The 23,292-nt window shown below is 78.3% G+C and carries 21 protein-coding genes and 1 tRNA gene; 13 read left to right on the top strand and 9 right to left on the bottom strand.

Going from position 1 to position 23,292, the window contains the following annotated elements; genetic code table 11:
• Nucleotides 1-259: 259 nt before the first annotated feature.
• Nucleotides 260-333: transfer RNA gene (locus tag VER05_RS09145), tRNA-Val, on the top strand.
• 183 nt (nucleotides 334-516) lie between these two features.
• Here the strand turns inward: VER05_RS09145 and VER05_RS09140 are convergent.
• Nucleotides 517-1,137 (bottom strand): sugar O-acetyltransferase, encoded by a 621-nt coding sequence (locus tag VER05_RS09140; RefSeq protein ID WP_324845055.1) that lies wholly within the window; start codon nucleotides 1,135-1,137, stop codon nucleotides 517-519.
• 229 nt (nucleotides 1,138-1,366) lie between these two features.
• Here VER05_RS09140 and VER05_RS09135 point away from each other — a divergent pair, with 229 nt between their 5' ends.
• Complete coding sequence (locus VER05_RS09135; protein WP_324845054.1) at nucleotides 1,367-3,829, top strand: hypothetical protein; 2,463 nt, start codon at nucleotides 1,367-1,369, stop codon at nucleotides 3,827-3,829.
• Here the strand turns inward: VER05_RS09135 and VER05_RS09130 are convergent.
• Both VER05_RS09130 and VER05_RS09125 read right to left on the bottom strand, forming a co-directional pair.
• The gene (locus VER05_RS09130; RefSeq protein WP_324845053.1) at nucleotides 3,783-5,036 is read right to left on the bottom strand and encodes an MFS transporter; all 1,254 of its coding nucleotides are present in this window, start codon (nucleotides 5,034-5,036) and stop codon (nucleotides 3,783-3,785) included. The two genes, VER05_RS09135 and VER05_RS09130, sit on opposite strands and share 47 nt — an antisense overlap.
• A 91-nt stretch (nucleotides 5,037-5,127) precedes the next feature.
• Nucleotides 5,128-5,439 (bottom strand): STAS domain-containing protein, encoded by a 312-nt coding sequence (locus VER05_RS09125; protein WP_324845052.1) that lies wholly within the window; start codon nucleotides 5,437-5,439, stop codon nucleotides 5,128-5,130.
• 166 nt (nucleotides 5,440-5,605) lie between these two features.
• Between VER05_RS09125 and VER05_RS09120 the strand changes: the two genes are divergently transcribed.
• Both VER05_RS09120 and VER05_RS09115 read left to right on the top strand, forming a co-directional pair.
• Nucleotides 5,606-6,193, top strand: a complete 588-nt coding sequence (locus VER05_RS09120) for a hypothetical protein (RefSeq protein ID WP_324845051.1) — start codon at nucleotides 5,606-5,608, stop codon at nucleotides 6,191-6,193.
• Nucleotides 6,194-6,290: 97 nt separating this feature from the next.
• Nucleotides 6,291-6,497: a hypothetical protein gene (locus VER05_RS09115; protein WP_324845050.1), complete on the top strand. Its 207-nt coding sequence runs from the start codon at nucleotides 6,291-6,293 to the stop codon at nucleotides 6,495-6,497.
• A gap of 121 nt (nucleotides 6,498-6,618) precedes the next feature.
• Here VER05_RS09115 and VER05_RS09110 read toward each other — a convergent pair whose 3' ends face one another.
• Nucleotides 6,619-7,944, bottom strand: a complete 1,326-nt coding sequence (locus VER05_RS09110; protein ID WP_324845049.1) for a DUF1214 domain-containing protein — start codon at nucleotides 7,942-7,944, stop codon at nucleotides 6,619-6,621.
• 344 nt (nucleotides 7,945-8,288) lie between these two features.
• Here VER05_RS09110 and VER05_RS09105 point away from each other — a divergent pair, with 344 nt between their 5' ends.
• Nucleotides 8,289-10,832, top strand: coding sequence for a LuxR C-terminal-related transcriptional regulator (locus VER05_RS09105; protein WP_324845048.1), 2,544 nt, complete (start codon nucleotides 8,289-8,291; stop codon nucleotides 10,830-10,832).
• 116 nt (nucleotides 10,833-10,948) lie between these two features.
• Here VER05_RS09105 and VER05_RS09100 read toward each other — a convergent pair whose 3' ends face one another.
• Together VER05_RS09100 and VER05_RS09095 are read right to left on the bottom strand one after the other, a co-directional pair.
• A complete protein-coding gene (locus VER05_RS09100) occupies nucleotides 10,949-11,386 on the bottom strand; it encodes a DUF7144 family membrane protein (RefSeq protein ID WP_324845047.1) in 438 nt (145 codons plus the stop codon).
• A 58-nt stretch (nucleotides 11,387-11,444) separates the two neighbouring features.
• Nucleotides 11,445-11,942 (bottom strand): DUF1269 domain-containing protein, encoded by a 498-nt coding sequence (locus VER05_RS09095; protein ID WP_324845046.1) that lies wholly within the window; start codon nucleotides 11,940-11,942, stop codon nucleotides 11,445-11,447.
• Between the two features lie 213 nt (nucleotides 11,943-12,155).
• On the opposite strand from VER05_RS09095, the gene VER05_RS09090 reads away from it, so the two are divergent.
• The 4 genes from VER05_RS09090 (at nucleotide 12,156) to VER05_RS09075 (ending at nucleotide 15,654) form a co-directional block, all read left to right on the top strand.
• On the top strand, nucleotides 12,156-13,259 hold the full coding sequence (locus VER05_RS09090) for a sensor histidine kinase (RefSeq protein WP_324845045.1): 1,104 nt from the start codon (nucleotides 12,156-12,158) through the stop codon (nucleotides 13,257-13,259).
• On the top strand, nucleotides 13,256-13,918 hold the full coding sequence (locus VER05_RS09085) for a response regulator transcription factor (RefSeq protein ID WP_324845044.1): 663 nt from the start codon (nucleotides 13,256-13,258) through the stop codon (nucleotides 13,916-13,918). The genes VER05_RS09090 and VER05_RS09085 overlap by 4 nt, the downstream gene beginning before the upstream one ends.
• A 154-nt stretch (nucleotides 13,919-14,072) precedes the next feature.
• Nucleotides 14,073-15,068 carry a hypothetical protein gene (locus VER05_RS09080; RefSeq protein WP_324845043.1) on the top strand — a complete coding sequence of 332 codons (996 nt, stop codon included), beginning with the start codon at nucleotides 14,073-14,075 and terminating at the stop codon, nucleotides 15,066-15,068.
• Between the two features lie 40 nt (nucleotides 15,069-15,108).
• Nucleotides 15,109-15,654 carry an NUDIX hydrolase gene (locus VER05_RS09075; protein ID WP_324845042.1) on the top strand — a complete coding sequence of 182 codons (546 nt, stop codon included), beginning with the start codon at nucleotides 15,109-15,111 and terminating at the stop codon, nucleotides 15,652-15,654.
• A 9-nt stretch (nucleotides 15,655-15,663) separates the two neighbouring features.
• Here the strand turns inward: VER05_RS09075 and VER05_RS09070 are convergent, their stop codons facing one another.
• A complete protein-coding gene (locus VER05_RS09070; RefSeq protein WP_324845041.1) occupies nucleotides 15,664-16,365 on the bottom strand; it encodes a hypothetical protein in 702 nt (233 codons plus the stop codon).
• Nucleotides 16,366-16,554: 189 nt separating this feature from the next.
• On the opposite strand from VER05_RS09070, the gene VER05_RS09065 reads away from it, so the two are divergent.
• Nucleotides 16,555-17,403, top strand: coding sequence for a siderophore-interacting protein (locus VER05_RS09065; RefSeq protein ID WP_324845040.1), 849 nt, complete (start codon nucleotides 16,555-16,557; stop codon nucleotides 17,401-17,403).
• Between the two features lie 12 nt (nucleotides 17,404-17,415).
• Here the strand turns inward: VER05_RS09065 and VER05_RS09060 are convergent, their stop codons facing one another.
• Entirely contained in the window at nucleotides 17,416-18,135 is a 720-nt protein-coding gene (locus VER05_RS09060) for an SOS response-associated peptidase (RefSeq protein WP_324845039.1), read from the bottom strand.
• 99 nt (nucleotides 18,136-18,234) lie between these two features.
• Nucleotides 18,235-20,118, bottom strand: coding sequence for an HNH endonuclease signature motif containing protein (locus VER05_RS09055; protein ID WP_324845038.1), 1,884 nt, complete (start codon nucleotides 20,116-20,118; stop codon nucleotides 18,235-18,237).
• 62 nt (nucleotides 20,119-20,180) lie between these two features.
• Here VER05_RS09055 and VER05_RS09050 point away from each other — a divergent pair, with 62 nt between their 5' ends.
• From VER05_RS09050 to VER05_RS09040, 3 genes are all read left to right on the top strand, one after another.
• Nucleotides 20,181-21,230 carry a zinc-dependent alcohol dehydrogenase family protein gene (locus VER05_RS09050; protein ID WP_324845037.1) on the top strand — a complete coding sequence of 350 codons (1,050 nt, stop codon included), beginning with the start codon at nucleotides 20,181-20,183 and terminating at the stop codon, nucleotides 21,228-21,230.
• A 64-nt stretch (nucleotides 21,231-21,294) separates the two neighbouring features.
• Nucleotides 21,295-22,542 (top strand): Nif3-like dinuclear metal center hexameric protein, encoded by a 1,248-nt coding sequence (locus tag VER05_RS09045; protein WP_324845036.1) that lies wholly within the window; start codon nucleotides 21,295-21,297, stop codon nucleotides 22,540-22,542.
• The gene (locus VER05_RS09040; RefSeq protein ID WP_324845035.1) at nucleotides 22,539-23,279 is read left to right on the top strand and encodes a zinc ribbon domain-containing protein; all 741 of its coding nucleotides are present in this window, start codon (nucleotides 22,539-22,541) and stop codon (nucleotides 23,277-23,279) included. Before VER05_RS09045 ends, VER05_RS09040 begins: the two co-directional genes overlap by 4 nt.
• Nucleotides 23,280-23,292: the final 13 nt, after the last annotated feature.

Below are 23,292 nucleotides of genomic sequence, written 5' to 3'. Positions count from 1 at the left end.
TGGCCGCACGGGGCCGCGGCGCGCGCCTACGGCGTGTTCGACGAGGTCGACGGGTACGCCCGGCGCGGGTCGTTCCTGCTGGACGCCGGCGGCGCGCTGCGGTGGTCGACGGTGTCCGCCGCGGGGGTCGCGCGGCCGTTCACGGCGTACCGGGACGCGGTCGCGGCGCTGTGACGGGGTCGCCGGTGGCGGGCCGGGCGCAGGTCCGGGCGCCGGCCCGGCGGCGGCACCCGCACCGGTAGGCTGCGCACCGCAGCAGGGGCCTGTAGCTCAGTTGGTCAGAGCGCCGCGCTTACACCGCGGAGGTCGTCGGTTCGAGACCGGCCGGGCCCACCCGACCCACCGCGCACACCGCCGGCGGCGTCCCGGCCCGCCACCGGCCCCGCGGGCATGACACCGCCCCAGGAGCCGGGCACGGTATCCCACCGTGCGTCCCTGGGGCGGTGCGTCACCCTCCCACGCGGCACCCCGGGCTGTCACCGGACGGCCGGTCGGGATTCGCGCCAGTCCCGTGGGTTACGAGGCGACCGCGTCGCCCTCCGGCAGCAGCGACCGCACCACGCGTGCCGGGTTCCCCGCCACGACCACGTCCGGCGGCACGTCCTTCGTCACCACGGACCCCGCGCCGACCACCGACCGCGCCCCGATCGTCACGCCCGGGCAGACCACGACGCTGCCGCCGAGCCACACGCCGTCCTCGATCGTGATCGACGAGACCCGCTCCCAGCCCTGCGGGCGCAGCTCCGGGTCCAGGACGTGCGTCGGCGTGTACAGCCGCACGCTCGGGCCGATCAGCACGTCCGCGCCGACCCGGATCTCCCCGCCGCCGAGCGTGAGGAAGTCCGCGTTGACGAAGGTGCGGTCGCCGAGGTGCAGGCGGTGCCCGTAGTCCAGGTAGAACGGCGGGCGGAAGTCGACGCCCTCGCCCACGGTGCCCAGGAGGTCGCGGAACAGGGCCTCGGCCGCGGGGCGGTCCTCGTCGTAGAGGGCCGTGATCCGGCGGCAGGTGCGCTGGGTGCTCGTCGTCAGCTCGGCGAGCTCGGGGCCGAACCGGTAGCGGTACCAGTCGCCGGCCACCATCTTGTCGTACTCGGTGCGGCCGTCCGCGAGGGCGGTCGCGAGGTCGAGCTCTGCCACGGGGGTTCTCCTTCGTCGTGTGCGTCGAGTGTCCCAGGCGGGCGCGGCGGGCCGGGCGGACCTTCGGCACGCGCGCGCCCCGCTCCGCCCGGGGCCGGTGCCGCGCCGTCGGCCGCGCCCGGCGCGCAGGTGACGATCCTGTGTGCGTCCGGCGCACGCCCCGGGCAGCCCGCCGCCCGGGCGGCGCGGGGGGGAGGAGGGTGGGCGTGCCGCCTCGTACGGTGAACCGGTGCCCCCGCTCTCCCCGCTGCTCCGCCGTGCCCGCGCCACCCTGACCGCCCTGCTCCTTGCGGTGCTCGTGACCCCGCTCGCGGCGTCGGCGGCCGCGGAGCCCGCCGCGGGATACGCCGCGGCGGACGCGGCGCCGGATCGCCCCGCGGTCCTGCTCGTCGGCGTGACCGGCCTGCGCTGGGACGACCTGAGCGCCGTGGGCACCCCCGCGCTGGCGGAGCTCGCCGCGACGGGCGCGGTCGGGAGCACCGTCGTGCGGAGCGTGCGCTCGTTCACCTGCCCGAGCGCCGGCTGGCTCGCGGTGGGGGCGGGCGGCCGCGCCGACGACACGCGGGTCGCGGACGGCAGCTGCCGGACCCTGGCCGAGCCCGACGCGGCGGGGGCGGTGCCCGGGTGGGCCGACTACGTCGCCGCGACCGACGCCTCGGCGTACGACTCGCGGCTCGGGCTGCTCGGGGACGCGCTCGCGTCGTCCGGCGTCGCGGCGACCGGCATCGGGCCGGGCGCCGCGGTCGCGCTCGCGGACGCGGCCGGCCGGGTGGTGGGGGAGCACGTCGAGCGACCCGAGGGCGTGGACGACCTGCGCGACGCGACGGCGGCAGCCCTCGCGGGGTCGGCGCTCGTCGTCGTCGACGCCGGGGCGGTGCGCGACCCCGGCCGCGCGACCAGGGACCGGGCCGCGGGCCCGGGTGACCGCGCGGCGGCGGACGGGGCCGAGGCCGACCCGACCGGTGCCGACCCGGCCCAGGAGATCGGGCCCGAGGTGGTCGCCGAGCCCGACCGCGCCGAGCAGGTCCGCGCCGTGGACGCCCGCGTCGGCGCCGTGCTCGAGGCTGCGCGCGCCGCGGGCGAGCAGCCCGCCGTGCTGCTGGTCTCGGTCGCCGACTCGGGCCGCCGCGCGCACCTCCAGGTCGCCGCCGCGACGGGCCCCGGGACCGGGCCCGGCCTGCTCGGGTCCGCCTCGACCCGGCAGCCCGGCCTGCTGCAGACGACGGACGTCGCGCCGACCGTGCTGGACGCGCTCGGCGTCCGGGACCACGCCGCCGCGGGGTCGCTGGTGGGCTCGGCGGTGCGGGTCGCGGCCGACGACCGGACCGGCGCGGAGCGGGTCGCCGCGCTGGTCGACCAGAACCGGCGGGCCCAGGCGGTCGCGCCCCGCGTCTCGGGCTTCTACGTGCTCTGGGTGAGCCTCAACCTCGCGCTGTACGCGGCGGTGACCGTCGGCCTGACCCGGCGCGGGCGGTCGCTGCTGGCGTGGGTCCGCCGTCGCACCCGGACCGGCACCGCGCTCCCGCACCCGGGCCAGGAGCAGGCGCAGGCGCGCGGCGTCCTGGAGGCGCTCCGCGTCGCCGCGGTCGCGGTGGCGGCCATCCCGGTGGCGACCTTCCTCGCGAACCTCGTCCCGTGGTGGCGCACGGGCGACCCGGGGTGGGTGCTGGGCCCGCTCGTGGCCGCGTTCGCGCTGCTCGTGGGCGCGGCGGCGCTGGCGGTGCCCGCATGGCGCCGGGTCCCGCTCGGTCCGGTCGGCGTGGTCGCCGCGATCACGGCGGTCGTGCTGGGCCTGGACGTGGCCCTCGGGGCGCGGCTGTCGCTCGACTCGCTGATGGGGCCGGGGTCGCTGGTGGCCGGGCGGTTCTACGGGTTCGGCAACCCCGCGCTCGCGCTGTTCGCCACCGCGACGATCCTCGGCGCGGTCGCGCTGGTCGACCCCCTGGTGCGCCGGGGCCGGCGGCGGGCGGCCACGGCCGTGGTGGCGCTGACCGGCCTGCTGGCGCTCGGGGTGGTGTCCGGGATCGTGTCGACGACGCCGACCACCGGCGCGAACTTCGGCGGGCCGCCCGTCGTCGTCGCGGGCTTCCTCGTCCTGGTCGTCGTGACGGCGGGGGCGCGGCTGGGCTGGCGCCGGCTGACGCTGGTGGTCGCGGCCGGGATCACGGCCTCCGTGGTGCTGTCCGTCCTCGACTGGCTGCGGCCGGCCGACGAGCGGACGCACCTGGGCCGGTTCGTCGAGACGGTGCTGGACGGCGGGCTCGGCGGGGTCCTGCTGCGGAAGGCCGGGACGAACCTGCGGATCCTGCTCGGCAGCGAGCAGACCCTGCTCGCGATCGGCGGGCTGGTGCTGGTCGTGATCCTGCTCGGCCGGCCCGCCCGCTCAGCGTTCCGCGCGAGCGACGGTGGCCCGTACGCGTGGCTGTCCGGCGGGGCGCCGCTCCGCGCGCTCACCACGGACGCCCCGCTGCTGGTCGGCGGGCTCACCGCGCTGGCGGTGGCGCTCGGCTTCGGGTTCGCGATCAACGACTCGGGGGTCGTCGTGCCCGCGACCGGCGTGGGGCTGGCGGTGCCGCTGCTGGTCGCCGCCTGCGCGACGTGGCTGCTCGGCCGGAACGCCCGGCCGGCCGGGCCGCCGCCGGGGCCTACCCGCCCCGCCGTGCCGTCGCCCGCCGCACGGGCCCGAGCGTGAACAGCAGGGTCGCGAGCGCGGTCACGGCGAGCAGGGCGAACCCGGTGCCGTAGTCGCCGCGGAGCTGGTAGACGGCGCCCATGATGAGCGGCGGGAGGAACCCGCCGAGCCCGCCCGCGGCGCCGACCACCCCGGTCACGGCGCCGACCGTCCCCGGCGGGGCGACCTGCGACACGAGCGCGAAGGTCGCCCCCGACGACGCCCCGAGGGCGGCGGCCAGCCCGAGGAACGCGATCGTCCCGACCGGCACCAGGTCGGGCTGGAACGCGACGACGCCCGCGAGGACCGTGACCGCGGCGAAGCACACCGCCGAGACCGGCACGGCGCCGACCCGGTCGGAGAGCGTGCCGCCGACGGGGCGCATGGCGACCGCGAGCACCACGAAGCCCGCGGTCCGGGCGGCGGCGTCGCCCTGGGTCAGCCCGTAGGCGTTGGACAGGAACGTCGGCAGGTACACCGAGAACGCCACGAAGCCGCCGAACCCGACGGCGTACAGCCAGGACAGCTGCAGCGTCGCCGGGATGCGCAGCGTCGCCCAGGTCCGGGACAGCAGGCCGCCGGCCCCGGTCGTCGCGGTCCGGGTCGGCGGATCGCGCAGCAGCGCGCGGGACACGACCGCGTACGCGGCGAGCAGCACCGCGACGAGGACGAACGGCGCCCACCGGCCGGCGGCGTCGGCGATCGCGACCGTGGTGAACGACGAGATCGCCGTGCCGCCCATGCCGATGCCGAAGACCCCCAGCGCGGTCCCGCGGCGCTCCGGCGCGAACCAGCCGTTGACCAGCGGCACCCCGATGGCGAACGTCGTGCCGCCGAGGCCCAGCAGGAACCCGCCGACGAGCAGCAGCGGGTAGCTGTCCGCGACCAGGCCGACGAACAGCACCGGGACGATCGTGAGCGCGCTGACCGCGGGGAACATCACCCGCGCGCCGATCCGGTCGGTCAGGGCGCCGACCGGGACGCGGCCCAGCGACCCCACGATCACGGGCACGGCGACGAGCACGGACACCTGGACGTCCGACAGGTCGTAGGCCGCCCCGTAGGTCTGACCGAGCGGGCTGATGAGCGCCCACGCCCAGAAGTTGACGGCGAACCCGACGGTGGCGAGCGCGAGCTGCACGGAGGGCGCCGGTCCGCCGCGCCCGGGCGCCCTCGCCCCCGCGGTGCTGCCGGCCGCCCCGGGCGGGTCGGCGTCTGGTCGTCGCATCGCGCCCCCTCGCACGAACGTGTCCACCGGACGAGCGTCATGCTGCCACGTCGGCGGGCCGGGTGCGGCGGATCGGGCGCGGCGGGCCCCGTCACCCGCCGACGAGCTCGTCCAGCCCCAGCAGCCCGAGCACGTACCGGGTCGACTCGGGCACGTCCCGCAGGGTGCACGCCTGCCCGGTCTGCTCGCACGCCCGGCGGCACTGGATCAGGAACGCGATCCCGGTCGAGTCGATGAACGCGACCTCGCCGAGGTCGAGGAGGACCGGTGCGCCGTCGGTGAGCGCGACCGCGAGCGCCCGGCTCGCCTCGTCGCGCAGCGACGCGTCGACGTCGCCGCGCAGCCGCACGACCGTCCGACCCGCGTCGGTCCCGACCGTGATGGCTCCCGCTCGATGCGGCATGGACGGGCCTCCCGACGCGTCGCTGCGGCCGCCCGGGGCCGGAGCGGTCGGCCGGTCGCCACCGGGGCGACGCGGCCAGGTCCCAAGTCTCGCACCGTTTCCCGGATGCGACAGGGGAACGGCCGCGGCCCCCGCGCGGCCCCGCGGGCGTGGGAGGCTCGGGTGCATGGCAGCCGACGACGACCGCCCCGCCCGCGCCGCGGACGACCGCGCCCGCCCCCGCGACCGGCTCGCCGTCGTGGCCACCGAGCCGGTCGACGACGCGCCCCGCGAGCCCGCCCGCCGGAGCCCGGGCCGTCGCTGGCTCCCGCTGGCCGTGCTCGCGGTCCCGGTCGTCGTCGTCGCGGCGGTGCTCGGCGTGCAGGCCGCGGGCGGGGGCGGGTTCGACCCCGAGGCAGCCGGCGAGCGCGTGTCGGCGGTCGCGGACGGGATCATGGCGGCCGAGGAGGGCTTCGTGCACGGCTCGAGCAGCGTCGGCCGGCCGGGCGCCGCGGTCGGCGGCTCCACGTCCGACCTCGCGCCCCGGGCGTACGACGTGACGGTCGTCTGCGCGTCGGACGGCGGGCGGGGAGCCCACCTCACGGTCACGTCCGGGGGCGCGACCGCCGGCGAGGCCGAGGTCGCCTGCTCGGACGCGGCCGACCCGGACGCCGACCCGCTGCTCACGGTCCTGCCGCTGGCGGAGCTGAGCGGCGGCTTCTCGTACGAGGTGGTCCCCGAGACGCCGGCGGCCGTCGCGGTCGTCCTGTCCTGAGCCCGCGGCTCACCCCCGCCGCGTGACGACGCGGGGCGGGCCGGGCGGCACGCTGGCGGCGTCGGGTCGGACGCGGCGCGGGAGGGGGCGGGGCGCGGTGCTCTACCACATCCGGGTCGTCGGCCCCGAGCGCGACCTCGGCGGGCTGGGCGAGTACGCCGACATCGTGGCGGCGCCGACTCGGGACGGGGCGATCCTGTCCTGCGAGGTGCCCGACGCCTCCGGGCTCACCGGGGTGGTGGCGCTGCTCTGCGACCTCGGGGTGGACATCGCGGAGCTCCAGGCGGTGTCCCGCCGCGCGTGAGGGCGGCGCGTGCGGTGAGGTCGTCACAAGCGCACGAGGTCGTCACGTACGAGTGACGACCTCGCCCCGTTTTGACGACCTCACGGCCCCGACCCCGGCCGCGGCCCGGCCGCGGCGGCGGTCAGCCGAGGGCGCGGAGCGCCGGGGACCACGCGGGCCCCGGGTCCGGGGCCGCGTCCGGGACCGGGGCGTAGAGCCGCAGGACCAGGCTGAACGGCCCCGGGGGTGCCGGGAGCCAGCCGGCCCGCCCCGCCGGGTCGGCCGGGGCGTCGTGCTGCACCGCGAGGGTCAGCGAGCCGTCGCGGCCCCACGGCAGGTCGGGCGCGCCGGGGCCGAGGGCGTACCGCCGCGCCCGGTTCGCGACGAGCTCGCCGGACGGCTCCGCGTACGCCGCGAGCGACCAGTGCAGGCGGGCCGGCGGCGGCGTGCGCAGCGTCAGCCGGTACCGCCGGCGGCCGTCGAGCGGCTCCCCGTCCAGCGCCCGCCAGCGCACGGCCCGGACCTCCTCGGGCTCCGGGCCGTGCAGCTCGTGCTCGGCCGCGACCGCCCGGCGCAGCGCGGCCGCCCCGTCGGCCCCCGCCGCCCCGGAGCCGGCGCCGCCCAGGCCCTCGCGCCGCAGCGCGTCGGCCAGCTGCGCCGCCCCGAGGGCCGCGCCCCGGGCGACGAGCACCCGCGTGCGGGCGTCCGGCCCCGCGGCGCCCCACCCGTCGGGGCCGCCCGGCAGCACGCCGAGCCGCACCCACCGCCCCACCCGGGCCCGGTCGGCCGGGTCCAGCGCCGGGGTGAGGCGGAGCAGCAGGGCCAGGTAGTCCACGAAGCCGGCGCCCCAGGCGCGCTCCTCGTCCCAGGGCAGCCAGGCCACGGAGGGCGCGGGCCGCGGCGGCGTGACGCCGCCCAGCGCGTGCAGCGGCCGGACCCGGAACGCGCGCTGCACGGCCCGCGCCGCGGGCAGGTCGCCCGGCGCCGGCACCGCGGTGCGGGTGATCACCCGGACGAGCGACGAGGCCGGCCGCAGCACCCCGCGCACGCCGGGCGGCAGGGGACCCTCCCAGCCGGGCCCGACCACGGCCCAGTCGCCGCCGTCCGGCCCGGTGCCGACGGCACCCAGGTGCCCGACGGTGCGGCCCAGCAGGTCCACCACCTGGGCCCCGGCGTACAGCCCGGGCGGCAGGTCGGGGTGGCCGACGACGGCTGGCTCGGCCCGCAGGTCCAGCCACCCGCTCGACCGCAGCAGCAGCGGGTCGGCGTGCCGGGTGCCGTCGCCGGGCTCGGGCGGGGCCTCGTCGTGGTCGAGGACCCCCAGCGCGGCGACGCCGGTCCGGAGCTCGGTGCGCAGCTCGCGGTAGCCGAGCAGCGCCGGGTGCGCCCACACCGCGGCCTCCGCCGCGGCGCGCACCACCTCGGGGTCGTGCGGCACGGGGACCGGGGCGGGCAGGGTCTCCGGCATCGCCCACCGCCCTCGCACCCGTCCCGCTCCGACGCCCACCAGCACAGCTGCGCCGGGCGGTGCGGGCCTCACCCGCGGCGCGTGAACCGCACCCCGCGCCGACCGCCCCGACCCGCGCTCACCCGCCGCGGGTGAGGGAGTCAGGGGAAAACATGACTCACGATCACCCCGGACCTGTCATCGTGGTGGAGGGTGAACCGCGGACCCGCGAGCGGGCGGTCTACGGTGAGGTCGAGCACGCGTCGAGGGGCGTGGACATGGACGCTGGGGACGACGGCGGAGCGGTACCGCGGGACCGTCCGGGGGCGCGGCGCGGCCGCGCGGCGCCCGGGGGGAAGTTCACCGTGCCGCGGCCACCGCACGGGCTGGTCGCGCGGGCGCGGTGCGACGAGGCCCTGGCCGCGACGGTGGCCGCGCACCGGCTGACGGTCGTCAGCGCGCCCGCCGGCTTCGGCAAGACCACCCTGCTCGCGCAGTGGGCGGCGCACACGCCCGGCCCGGTCGCGTGGGTGTCGCTCGACCCGCTGGACGACGAGCCCGGTCGCCTCGTCCGGGTGCTCGGCGACGCGCTCGCGCCGTTCGCTCCCGTGGCGCGCCCCGACGACGGCGTGCCCGACCGCGGGGCGGCGACGGTCGCGCGCCGGCTCGACGCGCTGGTCGCGGCCCTCGAGGACCTGCCGCCGGAGACGGTCGTGGTCCTGGACGACGTCCACCTGCTCTCGGCCCGGACGGCGCGCGAGGTGCTGGGCCCGGTGCTGCGGTACGCCGGGCCCCGGTTCGTGCTCGCGGGCCGGTACGACGCCGCGCTGCCGGTGAACCGGATGCGGATGGCGGGCGACGTCGGGGAGCTGCGGGAACGCACGCTCGCGTTCACCGAGGACGAGGTCGCCGACGTGGTGCGCGCGGTGGGCGGACCCGGCGACGCCGCGGCGGTGCGCGCGCTGTGGGAGGTGACGCGCGGCTGGCCGGTCGCCGTGCGGCTCGCTCTCGCGGCCGACGTGCTGGGCGCCTCCGGCGAGCCGCTGGCGCAGCTGCGCGACCGGGACGTGCCGATCACCGGCTACCTGGTGGAGGAGGTCGTCGGGTCGCTACCGGACGACCTCGCCGACTTCGTGCTGCGCGCGAGCGTCGCCGAGCAGGTCGACCCCGAGCTCGCCGAGGCGCTGGTGCCCGGCGGGGCGCGGCTGCTCGACGCGTGCGTCGGCCGCGGGCTGTTCCTCACCGACGTCGGCGACGCCGGCGACGGGCCGGTCTACCGGTGGCACGCGCTGGTCGCGGCGCACGCGCGGGCCGTGCTGGCCCGGCGCGACCCGCTCGCCGCGCGGGTCGCGCACCGGGTGGTCGCCGCGCACCTCGGTCCCCGGGACCCGGCGGCGGCGATCCGGCACGCCCTCGACGGCCACGCGCCCGACCTGGCCGCGCGGGTGCTGGGCGAGCGGTGGCCGGACCTGGTGGTGCGCGGCGACGTCGGCCAGGTGCGCGGCCTGCGCGCGGCACTGCCCCCGCGGTACCGCAGCGACCCGGACGTGCTGCTGGCGCTCGCGGCCGCGCACGCCTACGAGGCCGACGGCTCCGGCGGCGACGACGGCGGGCCGGCGTGGGTGGGCGAGCTGGTGCGGACGTTCCTCGGCCCGGGCCGCCCGCCGCTGGAGGAGTCGGTGCGCCGCGGCCGGGCGCTGCTGGACGGCGGGGTGCCCGACAGCGGGGTGCCCGACGACGCGGTCCGGGCGCTCGCGCTCTACCTGGTCGGCCGCGCCGAGCTGCAGCAGTACGGCCCGGACCCGGCGGCGCTGGTCCACCTCGGGGAGGGGGGCGCCCTCGCGGCCGAGCGGGGCTGGGTCGCGCTCGAGCTCGGCTGCCGGGCGGAGGAGGCGTTCGCCGCCTCGCTGCGCGGGGACGTCGGCGGGGCGCTCGACCGCGCGCGGGCCGTGCTCGCCACGGCGGCGCTGCACGAGTGGCAGGGCGCGAGCATCGTCGCGGTGGCCCACCTGGCCTGCGGCATCGCGTCCTACTGGCGCGACGAGCTCTGCGCCGCGTCCGGCCACCTGCGGGCCGCGATCGAGGCCGCCGGGCGGAACCGGCGCGAGGTCGCCGTGCACGCCGCGGGCATCCTGGCGATCGTCTGCCTCGCCCAGGGCGACGCGCCCGGGCTGGCGCGGGCGCGGGAGATCACCGACGCGCCCTGGCCGGACGGGTCCGCGCCCGAGCACCTGACGGCGTTCCGGTCCTTCCTCACCGCGGTGCAGCTCGGCGCCGAGGACCGGACGCGCGAGGCGCTGGCCCTGGTCGACGAGTCCTCGGTGGCGTTCGCGGACCCGCTGGCGCTCGGCTGGCAGAGCGACCTGCTGCTGCGGATCGGCGACATCGACGGTGCCGAGCGCGCGCTGCAGGCCGCGGAGCACGCCGCGGCGGGTGCGTCCGCGGCCCTCGGCGGGACGCCCGCCCAGGTGCGGGTCGCGAACCTGGCGGCGGCCGCGGCGCTGCACGCCGACGAGGACGACGCGGCCGCGCACGTCGCCCTGGAGGCCGCCCTCGCCGCCGCAGCGCCGCACGGTCTGGTCCGGCCGCTCCGCGACCGCGCCGCCGCGCTGCACCCGCTGCTCTCGGCGCACCTGGAGTGGGGGAGCGCGCACGAGCCGCTGGTCACGCGGCTGCTGGTCGCCGAGCACGAGGCGCCGGCCCCGCGCGCCTCGGCGTGGGACCTGACGCCGCGGGAGCGGGACGTGCTGGCCTGCCTGCGGTCGTCGCTGACCTCGGAGGAGATCGCCGGGTCGCTGTTCCTGTCGATCAACACCGTGAAGACGCACATGCGGGCGATCTACCGGAAGCTCGGGGTCGACGGGCGGCGGGCGGCGGTGCGCACGGCCGTGCAGCGCGGCCTGCTCTGAGCCGGGCGCAGCGCCGCGCCGCGGCGCCCGCGCGCAGCCGGCCGGACGGCGCACGCGAGGGCGGCGGCACCCCGGGGGGTACCGCCGCCCTCGCGTCGGTCGCGCCCCGGCCCGCGTCAGGTCGACACGGGCCGCAGCTCGCCGCCGTGCACGATCAGCGCCCAGAGCACCGTCACGCACAGCCCGATCGACACGAGGGACCACCACGGCGTCGCCGGCAGGGCGACGAACTGCAGCAGCAGCTCCAGGCCGACCAGGACGACGGCGGTCACCCGGGCCCAGGTGGCCGCGGTGGTCAGCAGCGAGACGCCGACCACGAACACCAGGGCCGACACCGCGAGGTGCACCCAGCCCCAGGTCGAGATGTCGACCGCGGCGAGCCCGTAGGTCGTCCAGGCGACGATGGTGTTCGGCGAGAACACCGCGACCAGCCCGCTGAACATGCCCCACAGGCCCATGAGGATCATCATCAGCGCGCCGAACCAGATCCAGCCGACCCAGGCGGTCTCGCGCGGCCGCACCCGGGTGCCCTGGGCGGCGTAGGCCTTCGTCATGGTCGTCCTCCTCCCGACCGGGGCGTCACCCGGTCCCCGCTCCGGCTCCGGCGTCCGCTCAGGCGTTCTCCTCGAACGCCTCGCGCAGCCGCGCCTCCTCGTCCTCGGACAGGTTGGTCTGGATGAGCTCGGGGTGGATGCCCTGGTCCTTCAGCGCCCCGAACACCTTGTCCGGCACCGCGCCGGACGACAGCAGGAACAGCGCCGACGTGCCCGGCGTGACCTTGCTGCGCACGGACTCGATGAAGTCGTCGTCGATGCCGACGTCCGTGAGCGACCCGGCGAGCGCGCCGGCCGCCGCGCCGATCGCGGCGCCGATGAGCGGGATGAAGAACAGCAGGCCGAAGAGCATGCCCCAGAAGGTGCCGCCCAGGGCGCCCGCGGCGGCGAGGCTGTGCGCCTGCCGGGTCTTCGGCTTGGACTTGTCCGGGTCCCAGGACACCGTGGCGGCGTCGTGCACCTGGATGAGCTCCTGCTTCGCCAGCGACTCGAGCGCCTGCTCGGCCTGCTGCGCGCCGCCGGGGGTGTCGAACTTCCACACGCTGAGAGTGGCCACCGTCGTGCTCCTTCGTCGGTTCGTCGGTCTCGTCGCCGGGTGGGACGCTGCCAGCCTCACCGCGGCGCCGAGGCCTGCGCATCGCCCGGGCCGGGTGACCCCGGGCGTCGTGGCCGGTCACGGGGACCGCGCGGGTCACCCGCGGAGGACGACGCCGCGGGGCCGCCGGGGCGCGAGGCTCGTCGCGAGCACCGACGACCGGGGGGAGTCGCCATGCCCGACGACCGCGCCGTGACCGCGCCGCGGCTCGCGCTGTCGGCGGTCGCCGCGGCCGCCGGCCTGGCGCTGGTCGTCGCCCGAGCCCGGGCGGGCGTCGCGCTGGAGCCGGTGGCGTGGGAGGCGACGGCGCAGCTGGTCGGCGCGGCGGCCCTGCTGCTGCGCCGGGAGACGGTGGCGCTCGCGGTCTGCCTGCCGCTGTGCCTGCTGTCCCCGGTGGTCGCGACGCCGGTCGCGCTGTACCTGGTCGGGCGGTGGGCCGGCCCGCGCGCCGTCTGGCTCGGGCTGCTGGCGGCGCTGGTGATGATCTGGCCCGCCTGGCGGCTGACCGCGTTCCGGTCGGGCGTCGCCGTGCCGCTGGTGCTGCTGCTCGACGTGCTGGTGCCCTGGCTCGCCGGGCGCGGGCAGCGGGCCGCGGCCGCCGCCGCGGCGCTGCGGGTGGCGCAGGAGCGCGCCGCCGCCGAGGCCGCCACCCTCGCGGTGCGCCGGGCCGAGCGCACCCGGCTCGCCGGCGAGCTGCACGACGTCGTGGCGCACCGGATCAGCCTGATCGTGCTGCACGCGAACCTGCTGGACGCCGCCACCGACGACCCGGCCGTGCACGCCGGCGCCGCGGAGATCCGGGACACCGGGCGCGCGGCGCTGGACGAGATGCGCGAGGTGCTGCGGCTGCTGCGCCGGGAGCCCGGCGAGGACGGGCTGGCCCGGCACGCGCTGCCCGAGGTGGAGGGGCTGGTGGCCGCGGCCCGGGACGTCGGGCAGCCGGTCACCGCCGTGGTGGCCGCCGCGCACCGCGAACCGCCCGACCCGGCCGAGCGCACCGCGGTCCGCGTCGTCCGCGAGGGCCTGACCAACGCGGTCCGCCACGCGCCCGGCGCGGGCACCCGGGTGCTGGTCGAGGACGCCGGCCCCGAGCTGCACGTGCAGGTGCTCACCACCGGGGCGCGGTCGGCGCCCACCGGCCTGACCACCGGCGGCACGGGGCTGGCCGGGCTCCGCGAGCGGGTGGCGCTGGTCGGCGGGCGGATGGACGCCGGCCCGACCCCTGCGGGCGGGTTCCTGCTCGACGCGCGGCTGCCCCGGCGGGCGGCGCCCGCGTGATCCGGGTGCTGGTGGTCGACGACGAGGCGCTGTTCCGGGAGGGCATCGCCCGGCTCGTCGCCGCCGCGCCCGACCTCGAGGTGGTGGGCGAGGCCGCCGACGGGCGGGCCGCGGTCGAGCAGGTGCGCGCGCACCGGCCCGACGTCGTGCTGCTCGACATGCAGATGCCGGTGATGGACGGGCTGAGCGCGGCCGAGGAGATCCTGCGGGCCGGCACCGGGGCGGCCGTGGTCGTCCTGACGAGCTTCCTGTCCGACCGGTACATCGTCCCCGCGCTCCGGCTCGGGGCCGCCGGCTACCTGCTCAAGGACAGCACCGTCGAGGAGCTGCACCGCGGGATCCGGGCCGCGGCCGCGGGGGAGGCGATGCTGTCGCCGACGGTGACCCGGCGGCTGCTCGACGCCGTCGGCCCCGCGCTGTCGGGGCTGGCGCAGGAGGCCCGGGACCGGGTCGCGCCGCTGAGCGCCAGGGAGCGCGACGTGCTCGCCTGCGTGGCCGAGGGGCTGTCGAACGCGGACACCGCGCGGCGGCTGTACCTGGCCGAGCCGACCGTGAAGGCGCACCTCGCCCACGCGATGACCAAGCTCGGGGTCGAGAACCGGACCCAGGCGGCGATCGTGGCGCACGACGCCGGGCTGGTGCCGCCGGGCGGGGGGTGAGCCCGCGGGGGAGGGCGCCCGGGGCGAGGAGCATCCGTTCGGACCGGGTGGGACGAGCCGGACGGACGAGGTCGCGGGGGTGCCCGCGGCGAGAGCGTGGTGGGTGTCGACGGGGGCGGGCAGGCCGCCCCCGCACCACCACCGGGAGCCCGCCATGTCGTCCCTCGCCCTCGTCCTCGCCGCGTCCGTCTCCGGCGCGACGCTCGTCCTCCCGGCCGCGCCCGCGGCGCCGGCGGGGGACCTGGCGGCGGCGTCGGTGGCGGGCGGGCACGGCATCGTGTGCACGGCCGCCGCCCCCGCCGCGTCGAGGTCGGTGCTGCGGGCCGCGGCCTGGACCGAGCACGTGCCCGGCTGGACCGAGACCGTGCACCCGGAGCGGGTCGAGACGGTGCCCGCGTGGACCGAGACGGTGCGCGAGGCGTGGACGGAGCGCGTGCTCGTGACCCCCGCGCACACCGTCGAGCGGGAGGTGTCGCCCGCGTACGAGAAGACCGTCGTCGACAGGGAGGCGTGGGTCGAGACGATCGACCACCCCGCCGAGACGCACACCGTCGAGCACCCGGCCGTGACGGAGACCCACTGGGTGTTCCGGCAGAAGAACGGCAACGGCGAGCGGACGGTCACCGACCAGTCGTCCTTCCCGGGCAACGGCTGGGTGCTGGTGCGCGAGGAGCAGGTCGTCGTGCGGGCGGCGGAGGTCGAGACCGTGGTGGACCGCGAGGCGTGGACGGAGACGATCCCGCACGAGGCCGAGACGCACGTCGAGCGGTACGACGCGGTGACGGAGACGGTCGAGGTCCCGGAGGAGTGGGCCTTCGTCGACCACCCCGCGGAGACGGTCACCCACCCGGCCCGGACCATCACCCACGCGGCGGTGACGATCGACCACCCGGCGCGGACGATCGAGCACCCCGCGGTGGTCGAGGAGGTGCCCGGGGACCCGGGCGCGGCGTCCTGCGTGGCGGCGGCGGACCCCGCCGACCCCGCCGACCCCGCCGTCCCGGCCTCGGCGGTCCTCGCGGCCACCGGCTCGGACGCGGCGGGCCTCGCCGCCGGGGCGCTGGGCGCGGTCGGGCTCGGGCTGGTCGCGCTCGGTGCGGCGCACCTGGCGCGGCACGCCTCGCGCGGCCCGGGCGGCCGGCGGCGCTGACCTTCCACCCCTCGTCCGCGCGGCTGGCACGATGGCGGGCATGTCCGCCTGGCACGCCCACGACTCCCGCACCGTCTACGAGAACCCGTGGATCCGGGTCCGCGAGGACGCGGTCACCCGGCCCGACGGCGGCGAGGGGGTCTACGGCGTCGTGGAGGTCCGGCAGCCGGCGGTGTTCGTCGTCCCCGTGACCGACGACGACGAGGTGGTGCTGGTCGAGGTCGAGCGGTACACGACCGGTGCGGTGTCGCTCGAGGTGCCCGCGGGCGGGTCGGACGGCGAGGACCCGCTGGTCGCCGCGGCGCGCGAGCTGCGCGAGGAGACCGGGCTCGCCGCCGACGACTGGACGCACCTCGGGCCGGTGTTCTCGCTCAACGGCGTCGCGCACGCGCCGGGCCACGTGCTGCTCGCGCGGGGCCTGCGGCCGGCCGACGAGGCGCACGCGCAGGACGAGGAGGGCATCGTCGCCGTGCGCCGGGTCCGGTGGCCCGACCTGCTCGACCTGGTGCGCGCGGGCGCGATCACCGACAACGAGTCCCTGGGCGCGCTGCTGCACGCGGCGATCGCGCTCGGCCGGGTGTCCTGACCGCGCGACCTACGGCGTCCGGCGCGGCCCACGCCGGTCGTCGGCGGCGGGGCCGGAGGTCGGAGGCCGAGCGGCCGACGGGTCCGCGGCGCCGCGCCCGGCGGTGGCGTGTCCCGCCGCCGCCCGGACGCCCGCGTCCCAGCCCGGCGCGCGGCAGCCCGGCGGCGGACCGTGGGGCACCGGGTCGAGCCCCGCGGCCCCGAGCAGCCACGCCACCACCGAGTTCGACGTCCACATGTCCCGGTCGCCCCGGGCCCGGCCGCCCCAGGTCCGCGCCGGCACGCCCGGCGCCGCCGCCAGCAGCCGCTCCGCGACGCGCGGGTCCGCGGACACCCGCCGCCGGGCCAGCGCCCACGCCAGGTCGGGCACCGCGCCGCCCGCCCAGCACCGCACCTCGTAGCGGAACAGCCGGGACCGGCCGAGCGGGCGCGCGCCTACCGGGCCGGTCGCGACGACTCCCCGGTCGACCGGAGGCTGGCCCCAGACGGGCGTCACCTCGACCGCGACCTCGGGGCCGGTCGCCGGCCGGACGAGCAGCGCGGCGTGCACGAGCGCCCGCGGCCGCCGGCGGTCCCGGAGCGCGGCGACCGCCTCGTAGGCGCGGCCGCTCGCGCGCACGACCCGAGGCCCGCCCGCGCCCAGCGGGATCCAGCAGAGCAGGACCCCGGGCCCGGGGGCGTCGTCCGAGCGGCCGGTCCCCATGCGCACCATCCCGCCACCTCCCGCCGCCACCCGCCACGGACCGACGTCCCGGCCGGGGGCGGCGTGGTCCCGCGCGCCCCGGGCTCCGCGGGACGCGTCCGGCTGCGCCGGGGGATTCCGGCACCCGGGTCCCGGCTGCTACCGTCGCGGCTCCTGGTAAGGACAGCCTTACCAACATTCGACGACAGGAGCGCGCCCGTGGCCCGCAGCAGCAACATCACCGCCGGCCGGCGCAAGCCCGAGGTCACCGAGCTGCTGACCCTGCACGTCCTGCGCACCAAGCGGGTGTCGACCGGGTTCGTCCGGGTCACGCTCGGCGGCGGGGACGCGGCCCGGTTCCGGCCGATGGGCTACGACCAGTGGTTCCGGCTGTTCATCCCCGTCGCCGACGACGCGGTGCTGTCCCGGCTGCCGAACAAGCTCGACACCCTCGCGTACCTCAAGTACCTCGCGATCGCCCGGACCGAGCGGCCCGTGCTGCGGAACTACACCGTCCGCGCCCACCGGCCCGACGGGCCCGACGGTCCGGAGCTCGACGTCGACTTCGTCCTGCACGGCACGCCCGAGGACGGGACCTCCGGCCCCGCCGCGACCTGGGCGCAGACCTGCGCGCCCGGCGACGCGGTCGCGATCCTCGACGAGGGGATCACGTTCCCGGCGGCGACCGCGCACGACCGGGTGCTGCTCGTCGCGGACGAGACCGGGCTGCCCGCCGTCGCCGGCATCCTCGGCTCGCTCGGGGCGGGCGCGCGCGGCGTCGCGGTCGTCGAGGTGCCGCACGCCGACGACGTCCAGGAGGTGGTGGCCCCGGCGGGCGTGCAGGTGCGCTGGGTGGTGCGGGACGACCCGCACGCCGTCGCGGGGCCGGCGGCGCTCGCGGCCGTCGAGGCGCTGCCGGTGCCGGACGAGCCGGTCACGGCCTGGGTCGTGGGGGAGCAGTCCCTGGTCGCCGCGGCACGACGGCACTGGGTCGCGGCGGGCGTGCCGAAGCAGGACGTGACGTTCTGCGGCTACTGGCGGGCGGCGAAGGCGCGCGCCGCGGCCTGACGGGCCGGCGGCTCAGCCCGCGGAGCCGGGCTCCGGGGCCACGGGCTCCACCAGCCCCGGCCCGTCGTTCGCCACGTTGCCCACGGCCCGGCCGACCTCGCGGGGCGTCAGGTGCGGCTCCGGCACGTTCACCAGCATCGCCCCGACCTCGTCGGCGGCCGTGATCGTCGGGTCCAGCCAGCCGTCCCACAGGTGGCCGGGCAGCAGCACCGGGCAGCGGTCGTGGATGTGCCCGAGGCTGTCGGTCGCGGGGCGCGTGATGATCGTGACGGTCCACAGCCAGCGCGTCGGGTCGTCGTCGGCCTTGCTGTGGTCGCGCCACAGCTCGTACAGCCCGGCGGCGGCCAGCGGCTCGGTGCCGTGCAGGAAGTACGGCGTCTTGGGGCCGCGCTCGTTGGCCTGCCACTCGTAGTAGCCGTCCATCGGCACCAGCGCGCGACGCTTCGCCGCCGCCTTCCGGAACGCCGGCTTGTCGAGCACCGTCTCCGAGCGGGCGTTGATCATCCGCGAGCCGATCGACACGTCCTTGGCCCACGACGGCACGAGGCCCCACCGGGCCTGCCGGAGCTGGCGCTGCGGGCCGTCGTCCTCGACGCGCTCGAGCACCACCGGCACGTCCTGGGTCGGGGCGACGTTCCAGGACGGTCCCGGGTGCTCGCCGAGGATCCGGTCGATCGCGAGGTCGCGCTCGAGCTGGTCCTCGGCCCGGGTCTGCGCGTAGCGGCCACACATGCAGCCCAGTGTGCCGCGCACCACCGACATCGACGACGCGGCGCGGTTCCGGGCCGGCGCGCGCGTGCCGCTCGGGGCGGTACCGGGCGGTACGGGGCGTCAGAACGGGGGCGGCTCGTCGTACGGGTCCGCCGTGGCGTCGTGGCACCGCCCGGTGCCCGGGCGGGTCAGGTAGCGGTGCCCGGTGGGGGTGAGCCACTCGAACAGCCCGGGCTCGATCTGCCGGAGCCGGAAGCCGCCGTCGGTCTTCAGGCGGTGGTGCCGGTGGCACAGCGGGCCGAGGTTGTCCGCGTCGGTGCGGCCCAGGGCGGCGTCGGGGTCGGCGCCGGGCTGGGGGTGGAACTCCTCGGTGTGGTCCAGGTCGCAGCCGCAGGCCGGGCGGACGCAGCCGGGTGCGACGCACGTCCCGTCGCGGGTGCGGACGAACTCATCGAGGGCGGCAGGGGGCCGGTAGCGCTCGCGCCCGACGTCCAGCAGCCGGTGGGAGACCGGGTCGGTGACCAGCCGCCGCCAGACCCCGCCGACCGCCAGGGCCCGGGCGCGGACCGCGTCGATCGGGCCGTGGCCCTCGAGGTCTGCGGGCTGGTCGTCCAGGCCGATCAGCGTCGAGGCGGCGACGGTGATCCGGACCTCGGCACCGGGGCGCCCGGAGCAGCGGGTGCAGCCGCGGCCCGACGTGGTGGGTGCGAGGGCGGTCGTGGCCGGCTGCGTGCCGGGCGCCGGCTGCGTGCCGGGCGCAGTCTCGGTCGACGCGGCGGGGACGATCAGCGCGGGGCCGACCGCCCACGCCTCGGCGGCGGGCGTCGTCGACGTGGCACCGAGCGAGCGCGGGTGCGACGCGCCGCCGTCGGCGGGCCCGGGTGCGGCCGTGGGGAGCGGTGCGGGCGTGGCACCGGCCGCGGGTTCCCGAGTCGTGGCGTCCAGCGGGACCAGCGTGCCGGTCGGGACCGGATCGACCGGTCGCGCGGGCACCGGCTTGCCCCACAGGGGGCTGCGCGGGTCGTCCGGCGACAGGCGCGGCTTCGGGACCACCGGCGGCGGCGGGTCGAGGTGGACCTCGAACGCCGGCCCGTCCGACTCCGGCACGTCCCCCACGACCAGGTCGCGGAGCCCGTCCGCGCGCAGCTGGTCCAGGGTCCGCCGGTCCCCGAGGGCCTTCGCCGCCTTGGCGGTGTGGTCCAGGACCCCGTCGACCCGGGTGGCGTCCTCGGCGGCCAGGACGAGCCACATCGACGCCATCCCGTGCGGCTGGGTCCGCGGGTGCCCCACCCGCCGGGTCCGGCGCGCCCGCTCGTGCCGCCCCGCCTCCCCGTCCGGGTCGGCCAGACGCACCGCCCGCTGGACGCGCTGCTCGAGCTGGGCCTTGGAGCACTGGTGCGCATCGGGCAGCACCGCGTGCTCCACCGCCTGCGCGGCCTGGTACGGCAGGTCCTTGACCCCCTGGACGATCACCTCGGTCTTCGCCGCGTCGAGGTGACCGGTCTCCAAGGCCTCGTGGGTGGCCGCCAGCAGGCCGTCCAGGAACACCGCCCGGTGCATGACCTTGGTCGCCGACACCCGCGACCACCCCAGGCGCATCGCCAGCTCCTCACCGGCCACGCACCGCTGCGTCGGCGGGGCACCCGCCAGCGGCGACCAGTCCGGGCGCATCTCCTCGCGCCGCGCCAGCTCGGCCGCCGCATCCAGCATCGCCGCGTGCTGGTAGGACTCCATCCGCGCCCGGGCCGCGACCACCTCGACCAGGACCGTCGAGGTCAGCGCCCTCAGGTCAAGGCCCCGCAACCACGCGTCCAGCACCGGCCCCGGCGGGCACGCCGCGATCGCCTCGACCTGCCGCTGCTCACCCGTCCTGGGCGCCCGCCCGGCCGCCACCACGGGGTCCGGGCCGAAGTCCGTCAGGCACACGCCCTCGGCGTCGTAGACCGGCAGCACCGGGGCGGCGACCACGTCGCCGTCCGGGTGTTCCTGCAGGTCAGGTGCCATGGAACAACGCTACCGACGACCACTGACACGCCCCGCCGGGCGCGCGGTCGTAGGCTGCCCCCGTGCGAGCGACCCTCATCCACGGCCCCCGCGACGTCCGCCTCGAGCAGGTGCCGGACCCCACGATCCAGCGCCCCACCGACGCCCTCGTGCGCGTCGTGGCGTCCTGCGTGTGCGGCTCCGACCTGTGGCCCTACCGCGGCGTGCGGCCGACCAGGCAGCCGCGCCGGATCGGGCACGAGTTCGTCGGCGTGGTCGAGGAGGTCGGCGCGGACGTCCGGACGCTGCGCCCGGGCCAGTTCGTGGTCGCGCCGTTCACCATCTCGGACGGCACCTGCGTGCATTGCCGCAACGGCGTGCCGACCTCCTGCGTGCACAGCAGCGGCTGGGGCGGGGACGACGCGGAGGGCGTGTTCACCGACGCCGGGCAGGGCGAGTTCGTCCGGGTCCCGCTCGCCGACGGCACCCTCGTCGCGATGCCGGACACCCCGGACCGCGACCTGCTGCCGCACGTCCTCACGCTGACCGACGTCATGGGCACCGGCCACCACGCCGCGCTGTCGGCGGGCGTCGGCCCGGGCTCGACGGTCGCGGTCGTCGGCGACGGCGCGGTCGGCCTGTGCGCGGTGATCGCGGCGAAGCGGCTGGGCGCGGAGCGGGTCGTCGCGCTGTCCCGGCACGCGCCGCGGCAGGCGCTGGCGCGCGAGTTCGGCGCGACGGACGTCGTGGCGGAGCGGGGCGACGAGGGTGCGGCGGCGGTGCGCGACCTGCTCGGCGGCGTCGGCCCGGACCAGGTGCTCGAGTGCGTCGGCACCAAGGAGTCGATGCAGCAGGCGCTCGACACCGCGCGCCCGGGCGGCCAGGTCGGGTTCGTCGGCGTCCCCGCGGGCGGCCCGGAGCTGCCGGTGCAGCAGATGTTCGGCAGCAACGTGGGCGTCCGCGGCGGGATCGCCCCGGTGCGCGCGTACATCGAGGAGCTGGCGACCGAGGTGTGGTCGGGCGCGATCCAGCCGGGCAAGGTGTTCGACCTGGTGCTGCCGCTGGAGGAGGTCGCCGAGGCGTACGCCGCGATGGACGAGCGCCGCGCGATCAAGTCGATGCTGCTGCCCTGACCGGCCCGGACCGAGCCAGGACCCGGGCGGCGCGGGCGTGACGGGCACCGGTAGGTTCGACGGCGTGAGCCAGCCCACCCCGTCGACCCCGCCCACCCCGCCGTCCGCGCACGCCACCCTCGCCGACGTGGTCGGCGTGCTGGAGCGGCGCTACCCGCCGCGCACCGCCGAGTCGTGGGACCGCGTCGGCCTGGTCACCGGCGACCCGGCGCAGCCGGTCCGCCGGGTGCTGTTCGCGGTCGACCCGCTCGCCGCCGTCGTCGACGAGGCCCTGGACTGGGGCGCGGACCTGGTCGTCGTGCACCACCCGCTGCTGCTCCGCGGCGTGCACTCCGTCGCCGCGACGAGCGCCAAGGGCGCGCTGCTGCACCGGCTGATCCGCGGCGGCGTCGCCCTCTACACGGCGCACACCAACGCCGACGCGGCGGCGGGCGGGGTCGCGGACGAGCTCGCCCGGCTGGTCGGCCTGGCGGACCTGCGCCCGCTGGTCCCGGCGCCCGCCGAGCCGCTCGACAAGCACGTGGTGTTCGTCCCCGCGGGCGACGCCGAGCGCCTGGTCGACGCCCTGGCCGCGGCCGGCGCGGGCGCGATCGGCGAGTACAGCCGCTGCGCCTGGACCAGCACCGGGGAGGGCACGTTCACGCCGTCCGACGCGGCGACCCCGGCGATCGGCCGCGCCGGCGAGGCGTCCCGGGTGGTCGAGGCGCGGGTCGAGATGGTCGCCCCGCGCCGGCTGCGCACCGCGGTCGTCGCCGCGATGCGCGCCGCGCACCCGTACGAGGAGCCGGCCTTCGACGTCCTGGAGCTCGCGACCTGGGACGGCCCGACCGGCACCGGCCGCGTCGGTCACCTGGCGGAGCCGCTGACCCTGCACGCGTTCGCGGAGCGGGTCGCCGCCGCGCTGCCCGCCACCGCGCAGGGCATCCGGTACGCCGGCCCGCCGGAGGCCACGGTGCGGACGGTGGCCGTCGTCGGCGGGTCGGGCGACTCGCTGTTCGACGACGTCCGGTCGTCCGGCGCCGACGCCTACCTCACCGCCGACCTGCGGCACCACCCCGCCTCCGAGCTGCGCGAGCGCGCGGAGTTCGAGGCGCGCGGGGCCGCCGCCAGCCCGCCGTACCTGGTCGACGCCGCGCACTTCGCCTCCGAGTGGCCGTGGCTGCGCGGCGCGGAGCGCGACCTGCGCGCCGACCTGGCCGCGCGCGGCACTACGGTGGAGACCCGCGTGAGCACCCTGCGCACCGACCCGTGGACCGGCCGCGTCCCGGCGCCCTCCAGCACCACCGCACCGTCGGAAGGACACCACCCGTGACCAAGGCCTCCCCGCAGGACCAGAAGCGGCTGCTCGACCTCCAGGGGCTCGACACCCGGCTCGACCAGCTGGCGCACAAGCGCACCGCGCTGCCGCAGCACAAGCGCATCGCCGAGCTCGACGCGCAGCTGGCGGACCTGGACACCGCGATCGCCGCGTCCCGCACCGCGGTCGGGGACATCCAGCGCGAGGTCAGCAAGGCCGAGTCCGACGTCCAGCAGGTGCGGGACCGCGCGGCGCGCGACCAGACCCGGCTCGACTCCGGCCAGGGCTCGGCCAAGGACCTGCAGGCGCTGCAGAGCGAGCTCGTGTCGCTGGCCCGCCGGCAGGGCGACCTCGAGGAGGTCGAGCTCGAGGCGATGGAGCGGCTGGAGGCGCACGAGGGCACCCTCGGCGAGCTCACCACCGCGCACGCCGCGCTGCTCAACGACCGCGCGGCCGTCGTCGCCGAGCGCGACGCCGAGCTGGCGATCATCGAGAAGCAGGCCGCCGAGGTCACGACCCAGCGCGACGCGATGGCCGCCCCGCTGGCGGAGCCGCTGATCCAGCTCTACGACCGGCTGCGCGGCCGGCTCGGCGGCGTGGCCGTCGCGGCGCTGCGGCACGGGCGGTCCGAGGGCAGCGGCCTGCCGGTGCCCGCCACCGAGCTCGCCAAGATCAAGGCGACGCCCGAGGACGAGATCGTCTACTGCGAGGACTCCGGCCGCATCCTGGTCCGCGGCGAGGACGCCTACTGATGGCCGCCGACGG

Source organism: Cellulomonas sp. (genome assembly GCF_035634735.1).
Classification (GTDB): Bacteria; Actinomycetota; Actinomycetes; order Actinomycetales; family Cellulomonadaceae; genus Cellulomonas.
The sequence above is the reverse complement of the archived record's forward strand: the minus strand, read 5'-3'. Positions and strand labels throughout refer to the sequence as shown.

What these genes read in the sequence shown, in the direction of transcription:
- VER05_RS09130 (WP_324845053.1), bottom strand. Translation starts at nt 5,036, where the DNA reads ATGCGACGACCAGACGCCGACCCGCCCGGGGCGGCCGGCAGCACCGCG.
- VER05_RS09080 (WP_324845043.1), top strand. Translation starts at nt 14,073, where the DNA reads ATGTCGTCCCTCGCCCTCGTCCTCGCCGCGTCCGTCTCCGGCGCGACG.
- VER05_RS09070 (WP_324845041.1), bottom strand. Translation starts at nt 16,365, where the DNA reads ATGGTGCGCATGGGGACCGGCCGCTCGGACGACGCCCCCGGGCCCGGG.
- VER05_RS09090 (WP_324845045.1), top strand. Translation starts at nt 12,156, where the DNA reads ATGCCCGACGACCGCGCCGTGACCGCGCCGCGGCTCGCGCTGTCGGCG.
- VER05_RS09120 (WP_324845051.1), top strand. Translation starts at nt 5,606, where the DNA reads ATGGCAGCCGACGACGACCGCCCCGCCCGCGCCGCGGACGACCGCGCC.
- VER05_RS09125 (WP_324845052.1), bottom strand. Translation starts at nt 5,439, where the DNA reads ATGCCGCATCGAGCGGGAGCCATCACGGTCGGGACCGACGCGGGTCGG.
- VER05_RS09110 (WP_324845049.1), bottom strand. Translation starts at nt 7,944, where the DNA reads ATGCCGGAGACCCTGCCCGCCCCGGTCCCCGTGCCGCACGACCCCGAG.
- VER05_RS09075 (WP_324845042.1), top strand. Translation starts at nt 15,109, where the DNA reads ATGTCCGCCTGGCACGCCCACGACTCCCGCACCGTCTACGAGAACCCG.
- VER05_RS09055 (WP_324845038.1), bottom strand. Translation starts at nt 20,118, where the DNA reads ATGGCACCTGACCTGCAGGAACACCCGGACGGCGACGTGGTCGCCGCC.
- VER05_RS09100 (WP_324845047.1), bottom strand. Translation starts at nt 11,386, where the DNA reads ATGACGAAGGCCTACGCCGCCCAGGGCACCCGGGTGCGGCCGCGCGAG.
- VER05_RS09060 (WP_324845039.1), bottom strand. Translation starts at nt 18,135, where the DNA reads ATGTGTGGCCGCTACGCGCAGACCCGGGCCGAGGACCAGCTCGAGCGC.